Here is a 26,670-nt window from a genome sequence, read left to right on the forward strand (position 1 = left end):
TGGCAGAATGCTTTATCATTTGCATGGATCATTTGACGCAATCGTTAAAACAACAGATTTTGGAAATAATAAAATCAAAACGAATCGAACCGAACCGAACAGGAAAACAAATGACAAAAAGGCCCTGCAAAAACACAGAGCCTTTAAAAAATCAGGTTGAAAATGACTTAAAACACGGAAGGTTTGCCCTTCATCATGCGTAAACCTTCACGTTTGATGCAATCTACTAGCGGGTTTTCCGCCATATCGGCTCGCCATATGAACGATAAAGTACGATCCATCTTTAGCTCAGGAACCTTTAACGCGACTAATTCACCTGCTTCAATGTAACGTTCTACATCTAAGTACGGTAAGCAAGTCAAATATTGTCCATTCGCAACTAAGCTACGGAGCACGGGTACGTGTTCGTATTCGCGCCATACATCTAAGTCTTCAATAAGATGATGAATAGAGCTATCAAAAATTTTTCGAGTACCAGAGCCATGTTCTCGCAGTACCCATTTCGCATGCTCTAACTGAGCTAGGCTGACAGAATCGTTACGAGCAAAGGGATGGTGAGACGCTGCAACTACAGTAAGGTGGTCACGACACCAAATCTCTTGGTGTAAACGGTTATCGTCACAGCGGCCTTCAATCACGCCCAAATCGTATTTGTAATCCAGTACACCATCAATAACTGCTTGCGTACTTTGCACACCTAACGAAATTCGCATCTCTGGAAAATCGTTATCAATGATACTGATAAGGTCAGGAACGAGGTGTTCTGCTGGTGTTTGACTTGCCCCTAGTCGGATGTGTCCACTGAGCAAATGCTGCTCGTAAAAGCCCATCTCAATTTGCAGCGCGTCTTGCAGCAAACGCTTCGCTTTTGGCCTTAACCACATCCCCCAATGCGTTAACGCCATTTGCTTGCCTTGCCGTTCAAATAAAGGCCTTCCAAGCATTTTTTCTAATTGCGCAAGCGACATACTTGTCGCTGATTGTGTCAGAGCCAGTTTATCCGCGGCCTGGCTTACACTGCCGGTGTCTGCAACTGCGTCAAAAACCGCTAATTGCTTAAGTGAGTAGCGCAAAGTGTCCTCCCTAATCAGCGAGTATTTCCCATACTCCTGTCCCCAAAAAATAACTGCGTTAATACGCAATAAAGTTCATTTTACCTAGCCTGAAAAACATATCAAATAATTTGATGAGGATTCTAAATATTATCAATTTTACCTCTACTGCTCAGCTGCGTAATCTGGATATGCGGTTCGGGAACACCGCAACAAAAACAAATAACACCTTCACTTTCGAGCGCAACAAACACCTCGATTTCATTAACCAAGGAGTTTCTATGAAACCACAAACTAAGGAGTCAACATGACGGTGACCAGCATTCAAAATCATCAATATTTCTCTCCAAAAGAAATGATGGCTGAAGCCGAGAAGTTTGCCCTTAGCAAAGCGAACAAAACCAGCGGCATGACACTGGGTTTAGCCATCATGGCTGGCGCATTCATCGGTCTAGCATTCTTGTTTTACATCACAGTGACAACAGGGAGTGCAGAAGCCAGTTGGGGCCTTAACCGTTTGGCCGGTGGCTTAGCATTCAGTATGGGGTTGATTCTCATCGTTATTTGCGGTGGTGAGTTGTTTACCAGCTCAGTACTTTCCAGTATCTCTTGGGCCAACAAACAAATTTCGTTTGGCAAGATGTTGTCGATTTGGGGCAAAGTTTATGTCGGTAACTTTATCGGGGCCATGTTCTTGCTCGCCCTAGTCAGCGCAGCAGGCTTATACCAAATGGATGCTGGTCAATGGGGTTTAAACGCACTAAATATTGCACAGCACAAATTACACCACACATTGGTACAAGCATTTGCCCTAGGGGTTCTATGTAACCTATTGGTTTGTCTAGCAATCTGGCTTACGTTCAGTTCTGCAAATGCAATGACCAAAGCAGCGATGACCATCATGCCTGTGGCAATGTTCGTCAGCAGTGGCTTTGAGCACTGTGTGGCCAACATGTTCATGGTACCGCTAGGTATCGTTATCGCGAATTTCGCACCGGAATCATTCTGGACTTCCGTTGGCGTGTCGGCTGCTCAGTACGCAGACCTCAATGTAGGACACTTTATCACTGCCAACCTAATTCCAGTGACGCTGGGCAACATTATTGGTGGCGGAGTATTAGTTGGCTTAGCTAACTGGTGTATCTATCGTCGACCAGAACTAAAAGCAGCAAAAATTTCATCCATCACAACCACTACAACACTCACGTCAGTTAAGGAAAGCACTATGAAAAACGCATCAATTGTAAAAGAGATCATGAACCCGAGTCCAGTGACTCTGAGCGTAGAAATGCCAGTATCAACCGCACTAGATACCCTATTGGACCAAAATCTAATCAGCGCACCAGTTATTGACATCGAAAACCGTTTGGTTGGTTTCTTCTCAGCCCACGATGTAATGGTTGAATTGTGGTGCCAAGATTACATCCCTGCTAAAGAGCAAAAAGTGGTGGATTTGATGAGTCGTGACGTTGTCGCAATCGATGCAAGTGACCAATTGGTGGATGTTGTTGAATTCCTATGTATTGATAAAGAGCAACTATACCCAACAACAAGCATGGGCATGGCTACTCGCTTTACCTCTCTTTCTCTAGAAGAACGAGTGAAAAGCATGAAAGTAAGCAAGCCACAAGTACTGCCTGTCCTAGAAAATGGCCACATGGTCGGTGTCATTACTCGTAACGAGGTTCTACAAGCACTACGCCCTGTTTACGGAGAGCGTCTAAATCTAGTTGAAGAAAAAGTCCTAGAAACGGCATAAACACGACAAACTATCAAAACAAGTTGGTACAAAATAAAAAGCGCTCTTGGTTATGAGCGCTTTCTTCGTTTAAGCGATAAAAGATGAAGAATTACTTTTTGATACCTTCAATATGCAGTTCCATATCAACGTAGCTTGAAGACCCCATTACTGGGATTTTAAAATCAGCAAGCTCTAGACGAGTTTGGCCGATAAAACCAGCACGCTCTCCCCCCCATGGGTCGTTACCTGCACCAACAAACTCAGCTTCAATGGTAATTGGTTTCGTTACACCGTGTAGAGTCAGGTCGCCGGTTACATCGAGTTTACCATTACCCTTATCGGTCACTTTAGTGCTCTTAAACGTTGCTTCGCTGTATTTGCTCGCGTCGATGAAATCATTACTACGAATGTGCTTATCACGTTCTGCGTGATTAGAATCAAGGCTAGTTGTGTCTACTACTACGTTTACTTGCGCATCAGCAATGTTGTTTTCATCGAAAGAGAAATCACCAGAGAATGTATTAAAACGTCCCTTGATGAAACTGTAGCCTAAGTGACTAACTTTAAAGTTAATCGATGCGTGAGCACCTTTCGTATCGATAACATAATCCGCAGCATTTGCACCGAATGGTAATGCAAGTGCGAAAGCTAATCCTGTAGCAAAAAGTGACTTTTTCATTGTGAAGCTCCTAGCATTTTTCTTAATGTGTTGTCTTTATCGATAAAGTGATGTTTGAGTGCAGCGACGGCGTGTACACCAGCCATTAGTATCAGAGCCCAAGCGGCATAAAAGTGAATTTCCCCAGCGATGTCTGATTGTCCCGGAAATAACTCTCCTACCCCAAGTATCGTAAACCAGTTAAACACATCGATACCACGACCGTCAGAGGTTGAGATGAGGTAACCTGAAATAAAGATAACAATAAGTAGCAGATACATCACACCATGAACCGCTTTTGCAGCAACCACTTCATAAGGTTTCCCTTCCACTTTAGGTGACGCTGTCACACACTTCCATACGATGCGTGCCAAAGTGAGTATGGCTAATAGAATGCCCACAGAGCGGTGATAATGTGGTGCGGTTCGATACCACTCGCTGTAATAGCTAAGGTCCACCATCCACAAACCCACAGCAAACAAACCGATGATGCAAAGTGCAGATAGCCAATGCATAAATCGTGCAGTTAGGTTGTAATTCTTTACTACTGTTCCCATTTCATGTTCCTAGATATCTTTCTAAGTTAATATTATTCGAAAACATAACATTAACTTACCAACCTTGAATGAAACAGATTATTTACCATCATTTACACCCAGCCAACAACCCCCGTTCAAACAACTTGTTCGAAAAATTAGAAGAAGACACAAATTATCTAGAAACCGATAGTTAGAGTTGAACATCTTGCTCGATTTCATACAGTTCATCGGCCATTTCAAGCATCCGTCGTTCAATGAGCGCTTTTGCATCGTCAACCCCTTTATTGTAATAAAGTGGTGCTAGCTTATCGGTGATAAAGTCTATTAAAAACTCGCTATCAAATTGACCGATATCGATACTCAACTCATCTTGCATGTAATCTTGAATTGCATTTGCAAGCGCCTCTTTTTGTGCTCTCTCTAGTTTTATCATGTCATCCCTCTTATGTAATAGTGCCAAAATTGTAGTTTAGATCAAGAAGTTGCCTAACTAAATTAGTCTATCCTCAAAGGACTATGCTAACCTTTTGCAGTTTATATTATTAACTGTGAAGGTATATTCTTTGCTGCTCGACTTAGTCATCCAAAGTGTCAATGATTTTCAAGACGATTGTCTTAAACTGTGCGAGAAGCATTATCCTGCGGTTCATAATCAAGGCATGAGTGAACATCACTTAGGCCTCGCTTTTTCCAGACGTATGGAGCATACCTTTCGACATTTTGGGTATAATAGTATCATCAAGCCTATTGAGGTGCTTAATGCGCAAGATCTACCTCATCACTATCGTATCTCTTCTGAAATAGGCACAGTTTGGGTTCTGAGTCATCATATGGTCAGCGCAGGTAATTCTTGTCGTGAGAATCTATTGTCTTCTATCACAGAATGGCAAAGTGAGTATGGCTATGCGTTACAACCAAACGATTTGTTGTTTTTGGTGACTGATCACTGGATAAGCCGCAGTAAAACCAGTCGTGAGTTACTGCATTGGTGGATGGGGGAACTACCCGTACCCATCGATGAATACACAGAACAAGGCATCACTTTGTATACCAGCGAGTCTCAGTTGACCAATTCACTTGATACACGCTTCGGTATTAGCCCGTGTTACATAAAGTCAGGCCATCCATTACGGCGTTCAAATAAGCAACAGTTGGTTAGAAAGTATCTTCAATTGTATGCCGTGTTACAATGGTAGCCTGCAAGTTCGCTGGACCCGTTATTAACTTATTTATCGATTTGTTTGATATGGGTCGACTATTCTATTTAACTAACACAAACTCTCTTGCTTTTGGTGTATTCGTCAGCGAAAATTTTCTACTCCGTCGTAAAACTAATTGCAAACAATCAGTAAAGTAACGAATGAATAGCATTAGTCTAGGTTGTAACAATAATGATGAGCATCTCGCAGTTGCTTGACTGCATTTTAAAGCAAGTAGATGGACAGTACATCGCACAATACAAGCATCTGACATTGCGAAGTGTCTTCCAGCCTATCTATCATAAAGATCTTTCCATTGTCGGACTCGAAGCATTGGTCCGTATCAGTAATCAAGATGGGTTATTGATAAGACCAGATCAATTTTTTCAGTCCAACTGCATTCCAGCCGAAGACCAAATTAATGTCGAACGTCTAAGCCGTTTGATTCACATAAACAATTTCAGTCAATCAAAATTCAATAACAATAAGCTGTTTCTCAATGTATTGCCGACAGCGGCAGAATTACTTGCGCAAGATATCGCTTATCGTAACTTACTCAATCGTACGATCATTCAAGCTAACTTACGAAGGGACCAGATCGTGATTGAGTTGGTTGAGCTGGATGCCCGTAATGAGACACTGCTGTATAAAGCAACCAGAGACTTAAGTAACAATGGCTACTTACTGGCAATAGATGACTACGGCATTGATGCTTCAACAATTGAGCGAGTAAGATCGGTGAAGCCGAACATCATTAAGATCGATCGCTCCTTACTTTTAAGATACGAAAACGGAGATTTTTCTTGCTTGATGGAAGCATTGGCTCTTGCTCAAGAAACCTCCTCAAAAACAGTCATGGAAGGAATTGAAACCGAACATCAACTAAATTTAGTTAAAAAGCTCGGTTTCGATATGTATCAAGGCTACTTATTAGCCATGCCGCAAGCACTTGAAGCATTTCAAAAAGCAAAAACGGCTTAATCAACATTGTTGATAGCCATCATCACCTTTTTATCGGCGCTTTTTCCCACGATTTTTGTGAATCGCGAGTTTCGCCTTTAGCTTACGCTTTTCTGATGAGCGACTCTTACGTTGTCCTAAACCATTGAGTTCGGGCTCAATATCTTCGATCAAGCTCGGCTCAAAGCCTTCTAACCACTCTTGAGGCAAGCGCTGATCGAGCAAGTTTTCTATTGCGTGCAACAGGTACTCTTCATCACGACTCATCAATGAGATGGCTAAACCTGACTTACCTGCACGTCCAGTACGGCCAATTCGATGAACATAATCTTCCGCCTTGAATGGCATATCAAAGTTGACTACCTGCTCTAACTCTTGAATATCTAAACCACGCGCTGCGACGTCTGTTGCAATCAAAGCACGAACTTTACCCGCTTTGAACTCATCCAGTGCACGTTGACGGGCACCTTGAGATTTATCCCCGTTTATTGATACCGCTTTAATACCGTCAAGCTTTAACTCTTTCGCAAGCTCATCACTACCTTGTTTCGTCTTAGTGAATACCAACACTTGTTGCCAGTTGCGAGAGCCAATCAAATACGCAAGTAATTCACGTTTGCGCTTCTTATCCACTGGATAAACCATTTGCTTCACAGTTTCAGCTGTGGTATTTGCCGGGGAGACTTCTACTTCTACCGGAGAATCCATCAATTTGTACGCGATCGTTTTGATGCGCTTTTCAAACGTCGCAGAGAAAAGCATGATCTGCTTGGTTTCTGGTAAGCGACGAAGAATGCGCTGTAAGTCAGGCCAAAAACCCATGTCTAACATTCGATCGGCTTCGTCAAGAACAAGAATGCCTGTTTTTGAGATGTTTACATTGCCGTTAAACAAATGGTCAAGCAAACGACCAGGGGTCGCTATAAGGATATCCGCCCCTTCTCTCAGATTCTTCTTTTGTACACCAATGCTTGTACCACCATACACAGATACGATGCGAAGCTCTGTATTAGCTGCATATTGCGCTAGATTATCAAACACCTGTTGTGCAAGTTCACGAGTCGGAACCAGTATCAACGCTTGTGGGGTTCCGTTAAGTTTCTTTTGCTGTACCGCTTGAATAATAGGCAATCCAAACGCCGCCGTTTTACCGGTTCCCGTTTGCGCAGCAGCAAGTAGATCTTTTCCCGATAATACATGCGGAATCGACTTTTCCTGTACAGGTGTTGGCGACACAATATTCAAACCACTTAGGGTTTCTACCAACTGTTGATCAATGCCAAGATCAGCGAAATTAACGGACATGATAAACCTCATAAATTTTGGAGCGCAGAGTTTACCAGAGCCACCTTAGTCATACTACTTTTAGAAACCGTCAACCTAAGATTTGTTCAGTTGTTGATGGTATTCGTACGCTTGGTTCAGAACATCTTGATAAAGCGACGGAAACTTCGCCTCTAAACTCATATATTCATTTTCTAGCACTTCAAATGTTGTGGTTAAATCCGCCATTCGAGGGCTTCTCTGAGACATTCGATGTAAAGCAAACTCAATATTCTCAAGTGCTCGATACGATAGAAGCCATCCCTCCCTCCACATACGGCTGTGAAGCAGCAAAAAACGAGGTGGTAATGTGTCAACCACTTGAGCGTTGACGTTTTGAAAAGCGAAATAGACAAACTCGTCAAGCGAGTCAGGATGGAATGCATTCCAGTGTTTTGCTAAGCAATGATCCCAAAACATATCAAGGGCGATGGGAGCAAAGCGGCGTGCAACGCCAGTAAAGTGTGGTTTGCACTCTTCGACAATGGCGTGTTGATCGGTAATACGATCGACAAAGCGATGAAGTTTTATGCCATTGGAAATTTCAGTTTGATACTGCTTGCTTGGATCTCCCTTTACGAAATCTCCAAGCAAGTTTCCCATTAAATGGCTATTACAGTGATCTGCAATATGCAGGTGGGCTAGAAAGTTCATTAGACGCTGTGAGTGGTCTTTTAGCTCGTCTTACATGAGCTTAGTATAACGTCTGTTGTGACACGGGGGAGTACTAATTGTACTTATTCGTCTTCTGAGCCAATGTAATCCGACAAGATAATACCGTTCTCAAGAGCATCAAGCATCTCTAGGCATTCATCCTTTTGGTCTTGATCGCTCATTGTGACTTCCTTTATTTGCATCTCCTGAAGCAAATCTGCTTCACACTTCACTGCCACAATTCCAAATTTTCAGTGACAGCTACTCCTATTTTATAGCCTTTATATGACACATATATAACAGTGAGAAATAACAATTTAAAAAGCTATAACAGGAGTCATAAGTAAACGAATGCATTGTATTGACGACGAATTGCCACCGTTTTATTACACAACGTGAGCAAGTGGCAGGCACGAAGGTAAACCGTTAGTCCAATCCACTCTCAACGAAAAGACGCCACACTGGCCCTTTTCGTTGCTAGTAACATTAACTCACCTTTGATGTGATACCTGTTCTCAATCATGTGAGCTGCCCTGCTTGCACATTTTATTTTGAAGTGAATCGAAATAATTTTCTGTATTTGATGAAAAAATGTCTTAAAGGTAAGCCTTCAGCTATTCTTGATGATGCCAAATCCATTTTGCTGCTAGTGAATAATATGAATAATTACAACAACACAAAAAATACTGACGACCTTCAATGCCCACTCTGTCAATGTGATGAGTATATGATCTCATCCAATGGCGAAAAATTCACATGCGCTTCATGTGGGTTCCATACAAAACACTTTTCTTCCATCCAACGTGTACATCATACCCCCTATCTACAAACTAAATTCAAACATGTTCATAGTTTGAGTAACGTGTGCCATTAAACGAGATTAAGAATTAGCGCATCGCTATACCGAGCAGCCTAACAGCTGCTCTTTTAGTTCGTGCAAGTGGTTAATACGAATGACTCGTTCATCGTCAACAAGATTAATAAGTACACCGTTATACAACTGAACCGTCTTAATGCCTGCATTAAGGCCCGCTTCAACGCCTTTTGGTGTATCATCAACGTATAAGCAATCACTTGGCAGGAAGCCCATATTCATCGCACTGTACATGATGAGATCCGGCTCAGGCTTCCAACTGTTTGCATCAAACGCAGAAAAAACCTTACCTTTAAAAATATCAAGTAAGCCCGTTAATTCAAGTGCATATTCAACTTTATCTTTAGGTCCATTCGACGCTACGCAGTATTCAATATGGTGTGAGTCGAGAAAATCGATCAACTCTTTCACGCCTTCCATTGGCTTCAAGTGACGCACAAATAGCTTTTGCACTTCTTCTCGATATTGTGGCTCGAGTACATCGATTGACACATCCATTGCCATTAACTTTTTAGCATCAATCAAGATATCTGCTAATTTACCGCCTTTGAAATGGACGATACAGTCATCGATGGTCATTTCTGTTCCGTGCCGACCGAATACGTTAACTAAGGCCTGGCAACACAAACGCTCACTGTCAACCAATGTTCCGTCACAGTCAAATATGATGCATTTAATCTCGTTAATAGCCATGGCATGCCCCCAAACCTTAATTTTTGTGTCAACCAATCATCTTGGTCTTTTCCACCTGCTGCTCAGATTTCAACATGATATTAAAGTTTAGGTCGCTTTAAACGAGAGAGTTGGCATTTCTCAAAAATGACAAAGAGCAATTCACTTTTTTTCGCACAAGATCACCGAAAGCGCCGTCAAGCTCAAAAAAGATGCGATATAAAACAACATAACCTTATCGTTAGTCTTCACAACCTGGATATAAATAACGCTCCTAAACGAAACGTTCTAAATTATCAAACACGAGTTGACACAAGGCATGGTCAAATGTTGGCCCCTTCCACGTAACAAAAGCTCTGCCGCTTCTGATAAACTTTCATCCCGAATTTCGACAAAATTAATTTGAGGAAACTTCTCCATTTCTACGGTCACGCGCTGGCGAATTAATTCGGAAGTCATACTTCGAACGGCAAGATAATATTGATTTTTAATACTTGGTCGTAGAAGATTAATCAGTTTAATATTTTCCTCTACACGATCGCATTCATACAATACCGTGCCTGTGTGTCGTATTGACTAACGACGCTTGTTCGTCATTTATTCCTACAGCAATCCACTGAGCAACACGTTGAAAATTAGGTAGATAACGCTGAAAAATGGTAGCGCCGTATCGTCTGAAATGATAATGCCATCAAAAATATAGTCTTGAGATTTGAATAACATGTACTGAGCTATTTACGGTAAATAGCCATCAGAGTGGATTCGCTGTGCATCTAGATATTCGATAAACAGCTTGACTTCGTTATCGGTTTGCTCGAAGCCTTTTACATGACATTGGTCCATTGATAAGATGGTTCATAGGCATGTAGAACCAGTATTCGTTTGAGTTCCCCTTTCAGAGTCGTGAACATTGACTACTGCCGTCCCTAAGCACAACAACAGCGCCATTACAGGCTCAAAACGCTTAATCGTGTTTTACCCAGCTTAAGAGAAATGTTGCGTCGATGAAATGTTGAATTCCGGACAGAACTCCACAAAAATCAGTGTTCTAACACAATCGTCTCACACATTTTTTTATCTCTATCGAGTTTTTTAGCTAAATCTGCTGCAAACTGCTGCTTGTCTAAGTGTTGAGAAACAGCAATATCCGAAATTAGGGTGTTCCCTTCCAGATGACTCACAATGGCCGCACCGACCGCCTCTCCATCACTAAATCCGACATACAACTCAAACTCAGGAACCAAAATTATCTGGGTCAAATACTCAATGATCATTTCTTGATCGCGCTGCTCGTCCCAACGCTGTGACTGAAGGATAGAGAACATCACCGTCAGCCTATGAAAATCGACAAGGAAAATATCCTTTGCTTCCAGCACATTATCTTTAGTAAGTAACAGTGATTTATCGATAACCTCATGGCTTAGCGTTTCAAGAGTTTGGAAGTAAATTTCACGCCCTTCGAGACTTTCTTTTGTCGGAAACTCCACTTCGACTAAATCATGTAGCCATGCGTTTTTTCGTTTTATGATATCTAACTGTTGTTCATTCATTTTGTTACCTTAAGTGCCACATTCATCAACCTGCAGCGAGTAAATACGGGACTTTGATTACACTACCCGTTATTGAGAGGTACATTAGCATGAAGCCTCTAACAAACCTAGCTAAACTCCTGAGGTAACGCCAAATTTTGTTTTCAGTTCGTCTGTCTGATAAATTGAACTAATAACTTGCCGATTTTAAGGATATAAAATGAAAAAACGCTTGCTTGCTTTAAGTTTAGTTACCGTCTTAGCGGGATGTGGCGATAACGAGGTTGGTGATGTATCGCTAGGTATGTTCACGATGAAAGATATTAAAATCGGCCACCTACAGGATGAGGAAGTCACTGGTGTTACTTGCCATATCGCCTCTATCGAAGCGAATTTAAGCTTATCCGATCCAAGTGACAGCTCCATATCTTGCCGTCAAACCGGTGATATTACCCCAGAAATGATAGCCAAAATCGACAAAAGTAAATCAGGAGAAGTAGTGTTTAAAAAATCAAAGAGCATCTTCTTCAAAACAATGAAAGTAAGACGCATCTTTGATCCAGAGAGCCAAACATTGCTGTATTTGTCTTACACAACCAAAGAGACCGACGGTAGCTTTAAGCACAGCTTATCAACGGTTCCACTATGGGGCACTAAAGCTTACGTAGAACCGGCTGTAACACAGGAAAAGTAATCCTAAATCGCTTGTAATAACATCAGCCCGCTGCATTTTTCAGCGGGCAAATTTCTTTGTGATTTAGGTAATGAATTTCATTTTTTTGTGATATAATTTCGTCTCTTTTTTTTCTCATTAAAGAACAAGCATGAAGTTTCCTGGTCAGCGTAAATCTAAACACTACTTCCCAACTCACGCTCGAGATCCATTAGTTAACCAAATTCGACCAACTCCGAAATTGTACCGTCCAACGGTTGTTGGTGTTGGTCAAACCATCGTAGATATCGAAGCACGCGTTGACGATGCGTTTTTAGAAAAATACAAACTAAGCAAAGGACACTCGCTCGTTCTTGAAGAGAGCAAAGCGGATGCACTATACGAAGAGCTAGTCGAAAAAGGCCTGATTACCCATCAGTACCCTGGTGACACGATTGGTAACACGCTGCACAACTACTCAGTATTGGCAGACAGCAAATCGGTGCTTCTAGGTGTGATGTCTAAGAACATCCAAGTTGGTTCATTTGCATACCGCTACCTATGCCGCACATCTTCTCGTATGAACCTAAACCACCTCCAAACGGTTGATGGTCCGATTGGTCGTTGCTATACACTCATTACTCAAGATGGTGAACGAACTTTCGCGATTAACGAAGGTCACATGAACCAACTGCTTCCTGAAAGCATTCCAGAAGAAGTATTCAAAAAAGCCTCTGCTCTTGTTGTTTCTTCTTACCTTATGCGTGGTAAAGAAGAAGATCCAATGCCAAAAGCGGTTCAGCGTGCAATCAACTTCGCTAAGAAGCATGACGTTCCTGTAGTTCTGACGCTTGGCACAAAGTACGTCATTGAAGGTAATGCTGAGTGGTGGCAGGAATACATCCGTGAAAACGTGTCTGTTGTCGCGATGAATGAAGAAGAAGGCGCGGCGTTAACCGGTGAATCTGATCCTCTTACTGCCGCCGACAAAGCACTAGAATGGGTTGATCTTGTACTGTGTACCGCTGGGCCTGATGGCCTATACATGGCAGGCTACACCGACGAGATAGTAAAACGCGAAACGACACATGATATTCTTGAAGGCTCCATTAAAGAGTTCAACAAATTCGAGTTTAGTCGCGCGATGCGTCAAGAAGACTGTAAGAAGCCAATGAAAGTGTATTCTCACATCGGCCCATACCTTGGCGGTCCACTTGAGATTAAAAACACAAATGGTGCTGGTGATGCAGCACTGTCTGCACTTCTTCACGATATGGCAGCAAACTCTTTCCACCAGAAGGAAGTACCAAACTCTGAGAAACATGAAGTACGTTGTCTAACTTACTCTTCTCTATCCCAGATTTGTAAATACGCAAACCGCGTAAGCTACGAAGTGCTTACTCAGCACTCTCCTCGTCTATCTCGAGCGCTACCAGAGCGTGAAGATAGCCTAGAAGAGACCTACTGGGATCGCTAAAAACTAAGTGCTTAGAGCAAAAAATTGGTAAAGGCCACCATTTGGTGGCCTTTTTGTTTTGATCTAACGCAGTATTTAGTGTTTTTTGTTATCATGTAGCACGCTACCGCGCATGAACTGCTTTACAGCTTTTATTTTACCAGTATCATCCCCACGCAAACGTTTGCGCAATAACAATACTGTCTATTCGATTGTTTATGTTGAAAGCGACGTGTTAGCCATTTTTTTGGAGTATCCATGCAGTCTGATATTGAAATTTGCCGAAACACACCGTTGTCTTCTATTGTGACCGTTGCTGCAAATGCTGGTCTTTTGCCGCACGAGTTCGATACACACGGAAAACACAAAGCTAAAGTTCATCCCCAATGTCTTGAACGCTTAAATACCAACCAAGATGGTAAATTGGTGCTGGTCACTGCAATTACACCTACCCCTTTGGGTGAAGGAAAAACCGTAACAACCATCGGTCTTGCGCAGGGCCTATCAAAAATCACCCCATCAGTGATGGCGTGTATCCGTCAACCATCCATGGGGCCGGTATTTGGTGTGAAAGGTGGTGCTGCGGGCGGTGGCTACTCTCAAGTTGCGCCAATGGACGAACTTAATCTTCATCTTACTGGTGACATTCATGCTGTCACAGCCGCCCATAACCTTGCCTCTGCAGCGCTTGATGCTCGCTTATACCACGAGCAACGTGAAGGCTACGATGCATTTGAAGCGCGTACCGGGCTCAACGCACTAAAAATAGACGTTGAGCGCATTACGTGGAAACGCGTAATGGACCATAACGACCGTGCGCTGCGCATGGTTAAGATTGGCCTGAACGAAGAAGGCAAAACCATCAATGGTTTTGAGCGCGAAGAAGGTTTCGATATCTCAGCGGCTTCAGAGCTAATGGCGATTCTTGCGCTGTCGCAAGACCTAAAAGATCTCCGCCAGCGTATCGGTCGTATCGTTGTTGCTTACGATCTAGATGGAAAACCTGTCACAACAGAAGACCTGCAAGTTGCTGGGGCAATGGCAGTAACACTCAAAGAGACGATTGCACCAACCTTGATGCAAACACTTGAAGGCGTCCCTACTCTTATTCACGCAGGTCCGTTTGCCAACATTGCTCACGGCAACTCTTCCATCATCGCAGACCAGATTGCACTTAAACTTTCTAGTTACGTTGTCACTGAGGCTGGTTTTGGTTCAGACATGGGCTTTGAAAAAGCGTGCAACATTAAAGCGACGGCAGCCAACCGTGCACCTGACTGTGTGGTGATTGTCGCAACATTACGTGGTTTAAAAGCGAACTCGGGTCACTACGACTTGCGACCGGGAATGGCCATTCCCGATACCATATTCAATCCGGATCCTGCAGCGTTAGAAGCTGGGTTTGAAAACCTTAAATGGCACATCAATAACGTACATAAGTATGGTATCCCTACCGTTGTCGCGATCAACCAGTTTCCACAAGATTCCGCAGATGAGTTGGCGGAGCTAACATCCCTAATCAACAGCTTCAATCCTGGTGTTAAAGTGGCAGTAAGTACGGCGTTCGGCCTAGGTGGTGAAGGCGCGATTGAACTGGCACAACATGTGATCGAGACTTGTGAGCAACCTTCTGAGTTTCGCCCTCTTTACACCAAAGACCAATCTTTAAAAGAGAAATTGATGGCCGTGTGTGAAGCAGGATATGGTGCATCGAGCATTGAGATGAGTGAGTTGGCTAAAAAGCAACTGGCAGATTTTGAAAAACTAGGCTTTGATGATCTCGCCGTGTGTATTGCCAAAACACCATTGTCTATCACCACAGATTCTGCGATTAAAGGTGCGCCAAGCGGGTTTACTGTGCCTATCCGCGAGCTACGCTTATGCGCTGGTGCAGGTTTTATTTATGCGCTTTCCGGTAACGTGATGACCATGCCAGGCCTTCCAGATAAACCTGCATTTATGAACCTTGACCTAGACGAGCATGGCAATATTGTTGGTTTGTCATAATCTATCAGAGAAGATCACTAGTATTTCTTTCTTCCATTCATTCTCCTTTTAATAGTTCATACTAAAGGATAGCTTTGTACCCAAGTGGCTTCATCAAGGCACTTGGGTACTGATCGTCATAATACAGACTTCCTCACCAACTATCGCCCCAATACAGTGCAAGACAAGGTGATCATCCCCTAAATTAGTGCAATTGCCTGATGTCCCCTCTCTACCACATTGATTTTGCTTAATACACTCTATGGCTCGATTCTTGAACTAAAGTTTAAGAAATGGACATTCGATTACCAATTCATCGTGCAGATTTAGGATAAACCCACTCCCCGGGTTTAATGCTGTTTCGAAAATAATACAAGGGAAAGGGAAGATTTATGCAAGATGCACTCGCAGTAATTTTGGCCGGTGGAATGGGCTCTAGGCTAAGCCCCCTTACTGATGACAGAGCCAAGCCTGCCGTACCATTTGGTGGTAAGTACCGAATCATTGACTTCACACTGACTAACTGTCTTCATTCAGGTTTACGAAAGATTCTCGTCCTGACACAGTACAAATCACATTCACTGCAAAAACACCTTCGTGACGGTTGGTCCATATTCAACCCTGAACTTGGTGAATACATCACGGCCGTACCTCCGCAGATGCGCAAAGGTGGTGCATGGTATGAAGGGACGGCCGATGCGATCTACCACAATATGTGGCTGTTATCTCGTAATGATGCGAAGTACGTCGTGGTACTTTCTGGTGATCATATCTATCGAATGGATTATGCAGCCATGCTAGAAGAGCATAAAGAGAATGGTGCAAAACTCACGGTTGCCTGCATGGATGTTCCTGTAGAAGAGGCCTGCGCCTTCGGCGTCATGGGGATCAATGAAGATGGTCTGGTCCAGTCCTTTGTAGAAAAACCTGATCAACCACCAACTCTCCCTGAGGACTCAACGAAAAGCCTTGTTTCTATGGGAATCTACATTTTCGATATGGACGTTCTGCAAGTTGCACTGGAAGAAGATGCCAAATTGGAAACTTCAAGCCATGACTTTGGTAAAGACATCATTCCGAAATTGATCGATACCGAGTCCGTTTACGCCTACAAATTCTGTGGTAGTAAAGGTCGAGTAGACAAAGATTGCTACTGGCGTGATGTGGGCACTCTTGATTCTTTCTACGAGGCGAATATGGATCTACTAGAGCCAGTCCCACCAATGAATCTCTATCAGCCCAACTGGGCAATTCGTACCTACGAGGGACAATTTCCACCAGCACGTACCGTCTCTTCCGCTACGGGGAATGAAGGTATTTTTATTAACTCCATTATTGCAAATGGTGTGATTAACTCCGGAGGCTCTGTGCAACATTCTGTGATTTTTTCAGATGTTATTATCAACGACAGCGCTACTATTGTCGATAGCATTATCTTTGACAACGTTGAAGTCGGAGAAGGTTGCCAGCTGGTTAGCTGCATCATCGACAAACATGTGAAGATACCACCTCATACCCAAATTGGAATCAATAAAATTGAAGATGCTAAACGCTTCCATGTTTCCGAGAAAGGCATTGTTGTAATACCAGAGGACTACGAGTTTTAGCGCTTCAGATGCCTGAATTAAAGCAGCAAAAATAAAGCGCGCGATGTACATCGCGCGCTTTTTCATCTCCATTTAATTTGGATTAGATATTACACACTGTTGACCAACTACCATCACTACCTGGTTCCGATGCTGTCCACCAGTTCGCCTTGTATACCACACCGTTATGAATCACTTTATCACCTTGGTTTGCGTGGCTTGGGTTACCTTGCCAATCTGTTTGAGGGAAGTCTGGGTAAGTGACCAGTCCAGCCGTGTCACAAGTACCAGGTTCCGCACCGCCAGTGCCAGTGCCAGAGTTTAGCTCACCGATTGGTAATTCTGGTTGCTCAAACTTGAACGCAAACTCTTTACCACCAGAAATCACCGTGTAATTAGCAGGACCAGAGATTGGTAGGTAGTAAACCATATCAAGCTCGTAACTCCCTCCCTCAGGCAGGTCTTTCCATGCAGGTAGAGAGAAGGATGCGCGGTGCATTACACCGTCCAAACCACCGATGTTGTTTGCACGAGTATGCCCAGACGCAATCACACTGAGGCCACCACCAGACTGATCTTTGGCGTTATCCGGTGCAGATACAGGAATATCGAACTGGAACTCTGTACCGCCAGGAATCGCTTGACCCGTGTTGTTTGTGAACGTGATCTTCGGATTAATTGGGTAGTTTTGGTCACCCACTTTGAAGCCACCAATACTCACTGCGATGTCGACTGCTTCTGTCGGGATAGTACCTATTGCGATCTTGTTGCCGTAAGGCGTTGCAGACTTAAACTTGTCGTAAATAGCTTTAGTCATAGTGTTACCCATGTGGTACTCACCATTACCAGCCGCACATGCCTGTTCAGTTGCATCAATCGTCGTACGGTTACCGTTCGCGTCGAGTACGTAACAGCTATAGTCACCTGCTAGTTCCCAGAACATGATACCGCCGATTTCTTTATCGATAACGTAGTCTGCTTTCACTTCAACTGACGCTTTGTCTTCTGTTGACAGGAATACGCTCTTCTCTGCGTTCCATAGCCATGGTGCTACTGCAACATCATCGTAGTTACGCGTGTACGTACCCACCAATTGGTCTGATGGTTCGTTTACTGGATCTAGACCGTACGCTTGAGCGTAAGAACCCCAAATGCCTTTCTCTAGGTTCTTCGCGTGCCACATTGGGTTAGAACCAGCGCCCATTTCGTTACCTTTAGGGTCAGTATCGTGCCACATGTTATCGATACCTAGAGCACCGTGACCACAGTTGTTCTTCTCGCCTTCACCTGTACCTGGTGCACACTCAGATTGGTTAGGTAGCGCAGCTCGGCCCCAAAGACCATTTTCACCACCTGTTACACCTTGCCAACCACGGGTGTAGTAAGGCACACCAATGTTAATGCGACCAGCAGGCATTGAACCACGGAAGTAATGATACGCCCAGTCAGTGTTCAAGTAACCAATACCACCGTATGCAGCCGTGCCGTAAACGTTCCACTGAGCGAGCTCTGAATCTTTACCTGTATCGAACAGTGCCGCGTTGTGGCCAACGTGATCGTTCCAGGCACCATGCAAGTCGTAAGACATGATGTTCACGTAATCGAGGTACTTAGTTACATCGAAGGTTTCCATACCACGCAGCAGGTAACCTGAAGATGGTGCTGCAATCGTCAGCATGTAATGAATACCGTCTTGATTAGAGGCGACATCTAGCTTCTCACGAAGTACCCTCATTAACTCCTGGTAAGATGCCCATAAATACGGACGACGTGGTTCCATGAAGTCTTTATCGTAAGGGTTACCCGCACCAGCCATAGACGTGGGGTATTCGTAGTCGATATCTAAACCATCGAATTTGTAGGTACGCATCATCTCTACGGCAGACGTTGCAAACTTCTCGATACCTGTGTAGTTGATTGAACCGTCTGCGTTGGTTGTCATCGTGTAGAAACCGCCATCAGCGACACGGTTACCATCAGCGCCGAAGTGACCGCCTGTTTCTGCCCAACCACCAATCGAAATCAGAGTTTTAACGTCATGTTTTTGCTTATAAGTTGCCAGTGCACCGAAGTGACCTTTAAAGCCTAACGCAGGATCAACTTCCACACCCGGCCAAGTTTTACCTGTTGCAGGGTTCGTAGGATCAGTCACGTCACCAACGTTCACTTTACCATCAGAGCCAATGCTCACGAATGCATAATTAATATGCGTTAATTGCTCCCAAGGAATATCTTTGACGAGGTAAGTCGCTTGCGGATCATCACCACTACGCCAGCTTGTGAAGTAACCAATGACACGGCGTGGGTGATCGGTGCCCATTAATTCACGACCTTCTTCGTCGTAAATTGTACAATAAGGAACATCCACACCAGCCGTTTGGTACAAGCCGTCAGGACGACAGTTTGAAGTCACTTCACCACCATTTACTGATAGCGATACAAGGGAAGAATCCGTTGTTGCGCCAGCGTCGTCTGTCGCTTTAGCATATATAAATACACTGCCTGCTTGTTCCGGAGTGAAATCAACAGCGTAAGGCGCAGCGGTTGCCGTACCAATAATCGTACCTGCCGCAAAGAACTCAACTTTAGCAACCGTGCCATCCGCGTCAGCCGCGTTAGCTGAAACCGTTACCGTACCACCAAGTTCAACAGAAGTTGCTGATAGTGCCACGTCTACCGTTGGTGCTTCATTTCCCGGTTGACCTGCGTTTACAGTAAGAGTGACTGCACTGACTGTGCTCGCGGCATTCTTGTCGTCGTAAGCTGTAGTTGAGAACTCGTGATTACCCTCTGTTGCCGTCCATGATGCAGTGAAAGGCGCTACTGTTGATGTACCAACCAGAGCGCCGTCAACGAAGAACTCAACTTTACTGACTGTACCATCAGTGTCCGTAGCCTCTGCTGCTAGGTTTACTACGTCACCTGCCGTGATAGAAGCCGACGCAGAAGGTGATGTTAAAGTGACTGTCGGTATTTCATTTAATGGGGGATCAATGACGCCACCATCACAAACGCCAAGCATTTTCCACTCTCCCCATTCGCCAGATTGTGAAGGGTTGTTGTTTTGCGTCCAGTAACGCGCTTGGTATGCGTTGTTTTCAAACTGAACTTGATCGCCGCCATGATAAACTTTTGACGAATCCCAAGTATCTAAAGGGGTACAGTCAACGGCTGCGTAGCTGTTGAATGCCATTAGGTAAGAAGCAGTCAAAGTGCTGAATGTAAAGACATTCTTTGCTGCTTTCCCATTTCTAAGGTGCATAGCGCTCTTCCTTAAGTTATTGTTTACACGTTATTATATGAATTGCATAAGCTGCATTCACACTTTTGTTTTGACGTAAAATAACTTAAGTACAACTTTCCCATTTCACATTAAATATTTATAAATTTTCAACAGCACTTCTCAACATTCCACTAAAACGTTGCAACAAAGTACGGCTTATTTTGCACCGATAAGTAATTTTATAGACCGAATAAATAAGTCGATCGCAAATAAACAAAAACATCTAACCAAAGTTCAATATTGGGTCTATGGGTCAAGTAATTTTTGTCGCTCTCGGCGTTTCATTGAAATGTCTTTTGTATTCTCGACTGAATTGTGAAGGACTGCTGTATCCAACTAAGCGTGCTGCATCGTTTACCCTTCTTCCCTCCAGTTGAATTAATTCTCGTGCTTTGTTTAACCTTACTTTTTTGATGTATTGTAATGGAGATTCGAGCGTTACATTACGAAAAGCCTGATGGAACGCAGAAACGCTCATATTGGCTTCTTCTGCCAAGGTTTGAACATTCAGTTGTTCGTGATACGCCTGATGAACACGGTTTAACGCTTTTGCTACCCTAGCGTAAGATCCTTCCTGATGTGCTAATTCAAACAGTACGTGCCCTGATTCACTTACAAGTGCACGATAAACAATTTCTTCAAGTAACATATCTCCTAGCATCGCAATATCTAGTTCATTGCATAACATGCTCATCAAGCGTTTGCATGCATCAAGCATGGCATCGTTCATACGAACCGACTTCAAACCGCACTGAGCAGAATCCTCGACAACGTTACTAAAACGTTTCGCTTCGAGTTTCTTGACTAACTTTTGTAAAAGTGCTGGTGAGATATCTATCGAGATCCCATATAAAGGCGCGTTATTGGTTGCAATTGCCTCACACTCCAACGGCATAGGTACCCCTACAACCAAGTAGTCATCAGGCCCATAACGCACTGGCGTCGTGCCAATATGGATATTTTTGTCCCCTTGACCAAGAACGATGATGCCAGACTGATAAATAAAGGGCTGACGCTGATTGCCCCTACTGCTTCGATAAAACCAAACGCCTTCTAACGCGGTTTCTTTAATACCTTCGAGATCATGCAAGTCATGACTCTCAGCGTATTGCTGCATAAGCTCTGCAAGTGTGTTCATTGCGCTACTCCATCGATTATGGGGCACTATACTTTGAGTTCTGAATAGAGTTCCAGCATAAGACCTGAAATTTTGTAGGAATAGGCAATAAATTTACAGAAATCGACCTACTCCCTCCCCTTTCATCGTACTAATATGCATGCATTCACTCTCCTCACAATGGAAGAAATAGGTAAAGCAATGAACTTTTCATACGTAAACCCAACTCAAATTTTCTTTGGTCAACACCAAATTTTAGCGATCAAAGACGCCATTCCTATGGGTCAAAAAGTACTGGTTATCTATGGTGGCGGTTCTATCAAAAAGAACGGCGTATACGATCAAGTAATGCAAGCACTAGAGGGACGAGACTGGTTGGAGTTTTCTGGCGTTGAGCCAAACCCAACGAAAGAGACACTAGACAAAGCGGTTACCATCGTGAAAGAACAAGGCATTGATTTCATTCTTGCTGTAGGCGGTGGTTCCGTTATCGATGGATCTAAATACGTTGCTGCATCTTCTAAGTACGATGGTGATGGCTGGGACATCATGGTGGGCAAACATCAAGTAACACAAGCGACCCCGCTAGCTGCGATTCTGACTTTACCAGCAACAGGCTCTGAGTCGAACATGGGTGCGGTCATCACTAAAGCAGAAACGCAAGACAAACTGGCTTTCATGGCACCTGCGGTTCAGCCAAAATTCGCCGTGCTTGACCCTGATGTCATGAAAACACTGCCTGAACGTCAACTTATCAACGGCATTGTCGATGCTTGGGTTCACGTTTGTGAGCAATACCTAACACAGCCAACAGGTGCGATGGTTCAAGACGGTTACGCAGAAGCACTACTGAAAAACCTACAAGTATTGGGTGAACAGTTCGCTGAACGCGACAACGATCAATGGCGTGCGAACCTGATGTGGACAGCAAACCAAGCGTTAAATGGTCTCATCGGTAGCGGCGTTCCTCACGACTGGGCAACGCACATGATCGGCCATGAGCTGACCGCACTATGGCACGTTGACCACGCACGTTCGCTAGCGATCATTCAACCATCATTACTGCGTAACCAAATGACGTTCAAGCGTCCTAAACTAGAACAAATGGGACGCAATGTATTCGGATTGGCTGACGGTGGTGATTTGGCAGAACGCACGATCGAAGCAATCGAAGCCTTCTATCACCAACTGGGCGTAGCAACACAGCTAGAAAACTACGGCGGCGATCGTGACGAGGCAATCAATGCCATTATTGATCAGCTAAGTAAACACGGCATGACGATACTAGGAGAAAACCAATCTATCGACCTAGAGAATAGCCGTAAAATCCTCGAACTAGCTGTCGCATAATCACTATCGGTTAAACCTCTGACGGCATTGTGTCTTTACGGACGCAATGCCGCTTTTTATTGGCGTTGAACACTTTTCAGCCTCACTTTGGTTAACTGGTTATCTCGGCTCATGTTTTCCATGCACTTTATTATTTTTGGAGGTGCAATAAGGTAATTAAGTTGTTATTGTTAAAAGAAAAGTATTGCAAAAGTTGTCGCCTTTGAAAGAGAGAAACATCGTTGTTGAGTTCAGCTGCGTAAACAAATGGTATGGTGAATTCCACGCTCTTAAGGACATCAATTTTTCGGTCCATACTGGAGAAATCGTTGTCGTCTGTGGCCCTTCGGGTTCAGGAAAATCGACTCTGATTCGTTGTATTAACCATCTTGAATCTATTCAAGAAGGTGAAGTGAGCGTTTTTGAACAACCCGCAGGCTCGAAAAAACAAAAGCCTGGAAAGGTTGGGATGGTGTTTCAACACTTCCACCTTTTCCCGCATCTTACTGTCCTAGAAAACCTCATGCTTGCTCCTGTCCGCACGCTTAAGCTATCCAAGCAAGAAGCAGAACAGCGTGCTCGCCATTATCTAAAACGCGTTAATATCGAAGAGCAAGCCAACAAATACCCTATTCAGCTTTCTGGTGGTCAGCAGCAGCGTGTTGCTATCGCCCGTTCTCTTTGTATGGCGCCAGACTTGTTATTGTTTGACGAGCCAACATCAGCACTTGATCCAGAAATGATCAACGAAGTGCTCGATGTCATGGTTGAACTCGCCCAAAGTGGCATGACGATGATTTGTGTCACACACGAAATGGGGTTTGCAAAAAAAGTCGCAAACCGAGTCGTGTTTATGGATGAGGGTGAAATCATTGAAATGAACTCGCCAGTTGCGCTCTTTGAGACGCCTCAACATCCGCGAACACAAGCATTCCTTGAACAAATTTTGAGTTACTAATCTATGGTGATTCGAATCATCAAACCGGTTCTGCAAGCAATATTACAAATGGCCATCCTCTTGGTTGTCATTGTATGGGTACTCGATTCTGGCGCTCAAGCCATGGGGTATCAATGGCAGTGGGAGCGCGTGCCGGACTACATTGCCTTTTATGAAGATGGCGAATGGTGGCCCGCTGAATTGATTGACGGATTAATCGTCACCTTAAAAATCTCTGCGATAAGCCTCTTTTTTACCTTAGCCATCGGGTTAGTGACGGCGCTTTTGCGACTCAGCGATTCAAAAGTAGGCAACGCAATTGGCTCCGCCTATGTAGAGCTCATTCGTAACACCCCACTGCTCGTCCAAATCTATTTGCTTTATTTTGTATTTGGACCCGTGATCGGTTTAGACCGCTTCAGTACCGCCGTTTTAGCGCTGTCCCTTTTCCAAGGGGCATACACCGCTGAGATCTTCCGTGCGGGCTTAAACAGCATTCCAAAAGGGCAGTTTGAGGCAGCAAAAAGCTTAGGGCTATCCCCTTTCTTTGCCTACAAAGACGTGATTCTTCCTCAGGTACTTCAACGTACTCTGCCACCACTGACGAACGAAGTAGTTTCACTGATTAAAAACTCTTCTATCGTCAGCGTGATGGCGATTTTCGACCTGACAACAGAAGCGAGAAACATTGTATCTGAGACGGCGATGCCGTTTGAAATTTGGTTTAGCGTGGCAGCAATCTACCTTGCTCTCACATTGTCACTATCTGGCTTATCCGCTTGGCTGGAACACAAACTGGGAGCCAGTTGGCGAAAATTATAAGGAGATAACGATGAAGTTATTCAAAGCGACCATCATCGCATTATTGGGACTTGCTATTGCTTTGCCTTCGCTTGCACAAGAAGAAGCAACGACCCCAAATGTGGACCAAATTAAAGAGCGCGGCACGCTTCGCGTCGGTATGTCGACTTTCGTACCTTGGGCAATGCGTAACAAACAATGCGAATTGATCGGTTTTGAAATTGATGTAGCAAAACGCCTCGCCGCAGATTCGGGCTTGAAAGTGGAGTTTGTACCAACCGCTTGGGACGGGATCATCCCTGCTCTACTTGCTAAAAAGTTTGATGTCATCATTGGTGGCATGTCGATCACACCAGAGCGTTCCAAGAGCGTATTGTTCACCCAACCTTACTCTCATTCTGGCGTTCAAATCTCTGCAAACAAAGAGTTAGCTTCAGGCTTTAGTGAGTTTTCAGACTTTGATTCTCGCCGTGTAAAAATTGCAGCTCGACGTGGTGCGTTCACAGTGCAAGTCGCACGTGAGACATTCCCGAAAGCGAAAATTCTTCAATTTGATGATGACGCTCAAGCATTCCAAGAAGTCCTGAACGGTAATGCTCACGCTGTCATTGCTTCAAGCCCGAAACCAGAACATGAAGCAATCAAGCACGCAGACAAACTGTTTATTCCGTTTACTGAGCGCCTATCAAAAGGGAACGAAGCGTTTGCGGTTCGCTTAGGTGAAGAAGATAAAAAAGCACTCTTCAACCAATGGATTGAAGATCGTACACAAGATGGCTGGCTAGATGAACGTTACGAATACTGGTTCTCTACATTAGATTGGCAAGATCAAATCGCACAAGGTCAGTAACCCTTGATGGCTCGTTGTTTGAGCGAGCCACTCTTTTACCACGTTCACATCGGAGTTTAAGTTTTTGAGCGGACAAACCACCACACGCCTTGCACCTAACAAAGTAAAATCAGGCTTTTTCTTGAGTCGTTTTAATCTACTTGATTGGGTGCTGCTTGCCATCTGTGCATTAGTTGGGGGTTGGCTCTATCATCGCTCCACCGTAGGGGTGAACTACATCTGGCATTGGAAGGAAGCGCTGGAACTGCTATTGACGCCAAGAGCAGACGGCAGCTTACCCTACTTCTTCCAGGGGTTGATTTCGACTTTACGTCTGAGTTTATGGGGCATTGCCCTGGCAGTCGTATTTGGTACCGTTCTTGGTTTGGCGCGTTTTTCTGATTCTGTTTGGTTACGCACACCTACGAATACATTCATTCAATTGGTGAGAAACATACCTCCATTGGTGTTTGTATTCATTTTCTATTTCTTTATTTCCAACCAATTAATTCCCCTGCTCGGATTAGAAGATCGGTTGCGTAACTATCGTGGCGAACCTAACGCGCTTCAACTCTTCTTATTTGGTCCTGCTAACCTTTGGGAAAACCTCGCGTCTGGGGTGTTATGTGTTGGCTTACTTTCTTCTGCTTACATTGCAGAAGTCGTGCGTGCTGGATTGCAAAGCGTCGATAAAGGCCAATGGGAAGCCGCAGATTCACTTGGCCTTTCTCGCTGGGTAAAATACCGCTTTGTCATTGCGCCACAAGTGCTAAAAGCCATTACACCCGCACTTGCCGGGCAAACTATCGCCTTGGTGAAAGACACGTCAATCGTATCGCTGATCTCAATTCAGGAGATGACTTTTGTTGGCACAGAAATAGCGAACTCGTCTGGCTACATTTTTGAGATCTGGCTTATAGTGGGATTGGTTTATTTCCTCATTTGCTTCGGGCTATCCCTATTTTTTAGATACATCGAGAAAAAATCAGCATCCTATTCCAATTAGCAATTAGCAATTAGCAATTAGCAATTAGCAATTATCGCGTGTTTAGCATCTGTAATTTTCGAAAGTAAAACTTATCAAAAAGACTAATTTCAAGGGATTCATTTTTGCATTCAGTCATTACTTTCACCTCATCAAGCCAATAAACATCTGCTAATAATTGAATGTCTTTGGCCAATAATTCACATTCTGCCGTAGTCATTTCCTCTAGCCTCTGACTCCAGCAGCGTGATATGTCTACTATCAATACCCTTTCCAACTCCAAGTACAAATGGCTATAGCTATAAAACAAGGATTCGACATCATCAGAATAGGTAATGACCAAAGTGCATTCCCCTTCCCCGATATCACAAATTCGGTATTTTCTATCATTTAAGTAGATGGCACGTTCCATAGTTATTTCCTCAGTAAGCGTTGTTTACCCCCTTATTATTATTATTTTTTGTTTTCAACGATACGAATTAGAGAAATTCATAATTGATGACGCAGA

At 43.8% G+C, this 26,670-nt stretch carries 23 protein-coding genes; 12 read left to right on the forward strand and 11 right to left on the reverse strand.

Annotated features, from left to right (window positions below; all coding sequences use genetic code 11):
* Positions 1 to 167: 167 nt before the first annotated feature.
* The gene (locus AK966_RS07965; RefSeq protein ID WP_099077719.1) at positions 168 to 1,073 is read right to left on the reverse strand and encodes a LysR substrate-binding domain-containing protein; all 906 of its coding nucleotides are present in this window, start codon (positions 1,071 to 1,073) and stop codon (positions 168 to 170) included.
* A gap of 286 nt (positions 1,074 to 1,359) precedes the next feature.
* On the opposite strand from AK966_RS07965, the gene focA reads away from it, so the two are divergent.
* The gene (focA, locus tag AK966_RS07975; RefSeq protein ID WP_099077718.1) at positions 1,360 to 2,811 is read left to right on the forward strand and encodes a formate transporter FocA; all 1,452 of its coding nucleotides are present in this window, start codon (positions 1,360 to 1,362) and stop codon (positions 2,809 to 2,811) included.
* A gap of 91 nt (positions 2,812 to 2,902) precedes the next feature.
* Here the strand turns inward: focA and AK966_RS07980 are convergent, their stop codons facing one another.
* From AK966_RS07980 to AK966_RS07990, 3 genes are all read right to left on the reverse strand, one after another.
* On the reverse strand, positions 2,903 to 3,472 hold the full coding sequence (locus AK966_RS07980; protein WP_099077717.1) for a YceI family protein: 570 nt from the start codon (positions 3,470 to 3,472) through the stop codon (positions 2,903 to 2,905).
* A complete protein-coding gene (locus AK966_RS07985; protein ID WP_099077716.1) occupies positions 3,469 to 4,008 on the reverse strand; it encodes a cytochrome b in 540 nt (179 codons plus the stop codon). The genes AK966_RS07980 and AK966_RS07985 overlap by 4 nt, the downstream gene beginning before the upstream one ends.
* A 172-nt stretch (positions 4,009 to 4,180) precedes the next feature.
* The gene (locus tag AK966_RS07990; RefSeq protein WP_119463904.1) at positions 4,181 to 4,423 is read right to left on the reverse strand and encodes a DUF2164 domain-containing protein; all 243 of its coding nucleotides are present in this window, start codon (positions 4,421 to 4,423) and stop codon (positions 4,181 to 4,183) included.
* 130 nt (positions 4,424 to 4,553) lie between these two features.
* On the opposite strand from AK966_RS07990, the gene AK966_RS07995 reads away from it, so the two are divergent.
* Both AK966_RS07995 and AK966_RS08000 read left to right on the forward strand, forming a co-directional pair.
* Positions 4,554 to 5,186 (forward strand): hypothetical protein, encoded by a 633-nt coding sequence (locus AK966_RS07995; RefSeq protein ID WP_119463905.1) that lies wholly within the window; start codon positions 4,554 to 4,556, stop codon positions 5,184 to 5,186.
* A 195-nt stretch (positions 5,187 to 5,381) separates the two neighbouring features.
* Positions 5,382 to 6,170 (forward strand): EAL domain-containing protein, encoded by a 789-nt coding sequence (locus AK966_RS08000; protein ID WP_119463906.1) that lies wholly within the window; start codon positions 5,382 to 5,384, stop codon positions 6,168 to 6,170.
* Between the two features lie 30 nt (positions 6,171 to 6,200).
* Here AK966_RS08000 and AK966_RS08005 read toward each other — a convergent pair whose 3' ends face one another.
* The 4 genes from AK966_RS08005 to AK966_RS08030 form a co-directional block, all read right to left on the reverse strand.
* Positions 6,201 to 7,454, reverse strand: coding sequence for a DEAD/DEAH box helicase (locus AK966_RS08005; RefSeq protein WP_172438023.1), 1,254 nt, complete (start codon positions 7,452 to 7,454; stop codon positions 6,201 to 6,203).
* 75 nt (positions 7,455 to 7,529) lie between these two features.
* A complete protein-coding gene (locus AK966_RS08010; protein ID WP_099077711.1) occupies positions 7,530 to 8,126 on the reverse strand; it encodes an ACP phosphodiesterase in 597 nt (198 codons plus the stop codon).
* 898 nt (positions 8,127 to 9,024) lie between these two features.
* Positions 9,025 to 9,693: an HAD-IA family hydrolase gene (locus AK966_RS08020; protein ID WP_099077710.1), complete on the reverse strand. Its 669-nt coding sequence runs from the start codon at positions 9,691 to 9,693 to the stop codon at positions 9,025 to 9,027.
* A 1,019-nt stretch (positions 9,694 to 10,712) separates the two neighbouring features.
* Positions 10,713 to 11,222, reverse strand: a complete 510-nt coding sequence (locus AK966_RS08030) for a flavodoxin (RefSeq protein ID WP_099077708.1) — start codon at positions 11,220 to 11,222, stop codon at positions 10,713 to 10,715.
* A 199-nt stretch (positions 11,223 to 11,421) separates the two neighbouring features.
* Between AK966_RS08030 and AK966_RS08035 the strand changes: the two genes are divergently transcribed.
* The 4 genes from AK966_RS08035 to glgC all read left to right on the forward strand — a co-directional run bounded on the left by AK966_RS08035 (position 11,422) and on the right by glgC (position 16,902).
* Positions 11,422 to 11,895: a CreA family protein gene (locus tag AK966_RS08035; protein ID WP_099077707.1), complete on the forward strand. Its 474-nt coding sequence runs from the start codon at positions 11,422 to 11,424 to the stop codon at positions 11,893 to 11,895.
* Positions 11,896 to 12,025: 130 nt separating this feature from the next.
* Positions 12,026 to 13,330, forward strand: a complete 1,305-nt coding sequence (locus AK966_RS08040) for an inosine/guanosine kinase (protein WP_099077706.1) — start codon at positions 12,026 to 12,028, stop codon at positions 13,328 to 13,330.
* 237 nt (positions 13,331 to 13,567) lie between these two features.
* Complete coding sequence (locus AK966_RS08045) at positions 13,568 to 15,316, forward strand: formate--tetrahydrofolate ligase (RefSeq protein WP_119463908.1); 1,749 nt, start codon at positions 13,568 to 13,570, stop codon at positions 15,314 to 15,316.
* Between the two features lie 371 nt (positions 15,317 to 15,687).
* Positions 15,688 to 16,902 carry a glucose-1-phosphate adenylyltransferase gene (glgC, locus tag AK966_RS08050; RefSeq protein WP_119463909.1) on the forward strand — a complete coding sequence of 405 codons (1,215 nt, stop codon included), beginning with the start codon at positions 15,688 to 15,690 and terminating at the stop codon, positions 16,900 to 16,902.
* An 82-nt stretch (positions 16,903 to 16,984) separates the two neighbouring features.
* Here glgC and AK966_RS08055 read toward each other — a convergent pair whose 3' ends face one another.
* Both AK966_RS08055 and AK966_RS08060 read right to left on the reverse strand, forming a co-directional pair.
* Positions 16,985 to 20,143 (reverse strand): chitinase C-terminal domain-containing protein, encoded by a 3,159-nt coding sequence (locus tag AK966_RS08055; protein ID WP_119463910.1) that lies wholly within the window; start codon positions 20,141 to 20,143, stop codon positions 16,985 to 16,987.
* A 274-nt stretch (positions 20,144 to 20,417) separates the two neighbouring features.
* Entirely contained in the window at positions 20,418 to 21,302 is an 885-nt protein-coding gene (locus AK966_RS08060) for an AraC family transcriptional regulator (RefSeq protein ID WP_099077702.1), read from the reverse strand.
* A 180-nt stretch (positions 21,303 to 21,482) separates the two neighbouring features.
* Here AK966_RS08060 and AK966_RS08065 point away from each other — a divergent pair, with 180 nt between their 5' ends.
* The 5 genes from AK966_RS08065 to AK966_RS08085 all read left to right on the forward strand — a co-directional run bounded on the left by AK966_RS08065 (position 21,483) and on the right by AK966_RS08085 (position 26,183).
* Positions 21,483 to 22,631, forward strand: a complete 1,149-nt coding sequence (locus AK966_RS08065) for an iron-containing alcohol dehydrogenase (RefSeq protein ID WP_119463911.1) — start codon at positions 21,483 to 21,485, stop codon at positions 22,629 to 22,631.
* Positions 22,632 to 22,824: 193 nt separating this feature from the next.
* Entirely contained in the window at positions 22,825 to 23,568 is a 744-nt protein-coding gene (locus tag AK966_RS08070; RefSeq protein WP_409119915.1) for an amino acid ABC transporter ATP-binding protein, read from the forward strand.
* Positions 23,569 to 23,571: 3 nt separating this feature from the next.
* Positions 23,572 to 24,369 (forward strand): amino acid ABC transporter permease, encoded by a 798-nt coding sequence (locus tag AK966_RS08075; protein WP_099077700.1) that lies wholly within the window; start codon positions 23,572 to 23,574, stop codon positions 24,367 to 24,369.
* 10 nt (positions 24,370 to 24,379) lie between these two features.
* Positions 24,380 to 25,198, forward strand: coding sequence for a transporter substrate-binding domain-containing protein (locus tag AK966_RS08080; RefSeq protein ID WP_119463912.1), 819 nt, complete (start codon positions 24,380 to 24,382; stop codon positions 25,196 to 25,198).
* A gap of 64 nt (positions 25,199 to 25,262) precedes the next feature.
* Positions 25,263 to 26,183 (forward strand): amino acid ABC transporter permease, encoded by a 921-nt coding sequence (locus AK966_RS08085; protein WP_119463913.1) that lies wholly within the window; start codon positions 25,263 to 25,265, stop codon positions 26,181 to 26,183.
* 31 nt (positions 26,184 to 26,214) lie between these two features.
* Here AK966_RS08085 and AK966_RS08090 read toward each other — a convergent pair whose 3' ends face one another.
* Positions 26,215 to 26,574, reverse strand: coding sequence for a hypothetical protein (locus AK966_RS08090; RefSeq protein WP_182852624.1), 360 nt, complete (start codon positions 26,572 to 26,574; stop codon positions 26,215 to 26,217).
* Positions 26,575 to 26,670: the final 96 nt, after the last annotated feature.

The organism is Vibrio sp. PID23_8, assembly GCF_003584965.1.
Lineage (GTDB): Bacteria > Pseudomonadota > Gammaproteobacteria > Enterobacterales > Vibrionaceae > Vibrio.

Bases quoted from the DNA above. Each gene is read 5' to 3' on its own strand.
- focA (WP_099077718.1), top strand. From the start codon at position 1,360: ATGACGGTGACCAGCATTCAAAATCATCAATATTTCTCTCCAAAAGAA.
- AK966_RS07980 (WP_099077717.1), bottom strand. From the start codon at position 3,472: ATGAAAAAGTCACTTTTTGCTACAGGATTAGCTTTCGCACTTGCATTA.
- AK966_RS07985 (WP_099077716.1), bottom strand. From the start codon at position 4,008: ATGGGAACAGTAGTAAAGAATTACAACCTAACTGCACGATTTATGCAT.
- AK966_RS07990 (WP_119463904.1), bottom strand. From the start codon at position 4,423: ATGATAAAACTAGAGAGAGCACAAAAAGAGGCGCTTGCAAATGCAATT.
- AK966_RS08000 (WP_119463906.1), top strand. From the start codon at position 5,382: ATGATGAGCATCTCGCAGTTGCTTGACTGCATTTTAAAGCAAGTAGAT.
- AK966_RS08005 (WP_172438023.1), bottom strand. From the start codon at position 7,454: ATGTCCGTTAATTTCGCTGATCTTGGCATTGATCAACAGTTGGTAGAA.
- AK966_RS08010 (WP_099077711.1), bottom strand. From the start codon at position 8,126: ATGAACTTTCTAGCCCACCTGCATATTGCAGATCACTGTAATAGCCAT.
- AK966_RS08020 (WP_099077710.1), bottom strand. From the start codon at position 9,693: ATGGCTATTAACGAGATTAAATGCATCATATTTGACTGTGACGGAACA.
- AK966_RS08030 (WP_099077708.1), bottom strand. From the start codon at position 11,222: ATGAATGAACAACAGTTAGATATCATAAAACGAAAAAACGCATGGCTA.
- AK966_RS08035 (WP_099077707.1), top strand. From the start codon at position 11,422: ATGAAAAAACGCTTGCTTGCTTTAAGTTTAGTTACCGTCTTAGCGGGA.
- AK966_RS08040 (WP_099077706.1), top strand. From the start codon at position 12,026: ATGAAGTTTCCTGGTCAGCGTAAATCTAAACACTACTTCCCAACTCAC.
- AK966_RS08045 (WP_119463908.1), top strand. From the start codon at position 13,568: ATGCAGTCTGATATTGAAATTTGCCGAAACACACCGTTGTCTTCTATT.
- glgC (WP_119463909.1), top strand. From the start codon at position 15,688: ATGCAAGATGCACTCGCAGTAATTTTGGCCGGTGGAATGGGCTCTAGG.
- AK966_RS08055 (WP_119463910.1), bottom strand. From the start codon at position 20,143: ATGCACCTTAGAAATGGGAAAGCAGCAAAGAATGTCTTTACATTCAGC.
- AK966_RS08060 (WP_099077702.1), bottom strand. From the start codon at position 21,302: ATGAACACACTTGCAGAGCTTATGCAGCAATACGCTGAGAGTCATGAC.
- AK966_RS08065 (WP_119463911.1), top strand. From the start codon at position 21,483: ATGAACTTTTCATACGTAAACCCAACTCAAATTTTCTTTGGTCAACAC.
- AK966_RS08075 (WP_099077700.1), top strand. From the start codon at position 23,572: ATGGTGATTCGAATCATCAAACCGGTTCTGCAAGCAATATTACAAATG.
- AK966_RS08080 (WP_119463912.1), top strand. From the start codon at position 24,380: ATGAAGTTATTCAAAGCGACCATCATCGCATTATTGGGACTTGCTATT.
- AK966_RS08090 (WP_182852624.1), bottom strand. From the start codon at position 26,574: ATGGAACGTGCCATCTACTTAAATGATAGAAAATACCGAATTTGTGAT.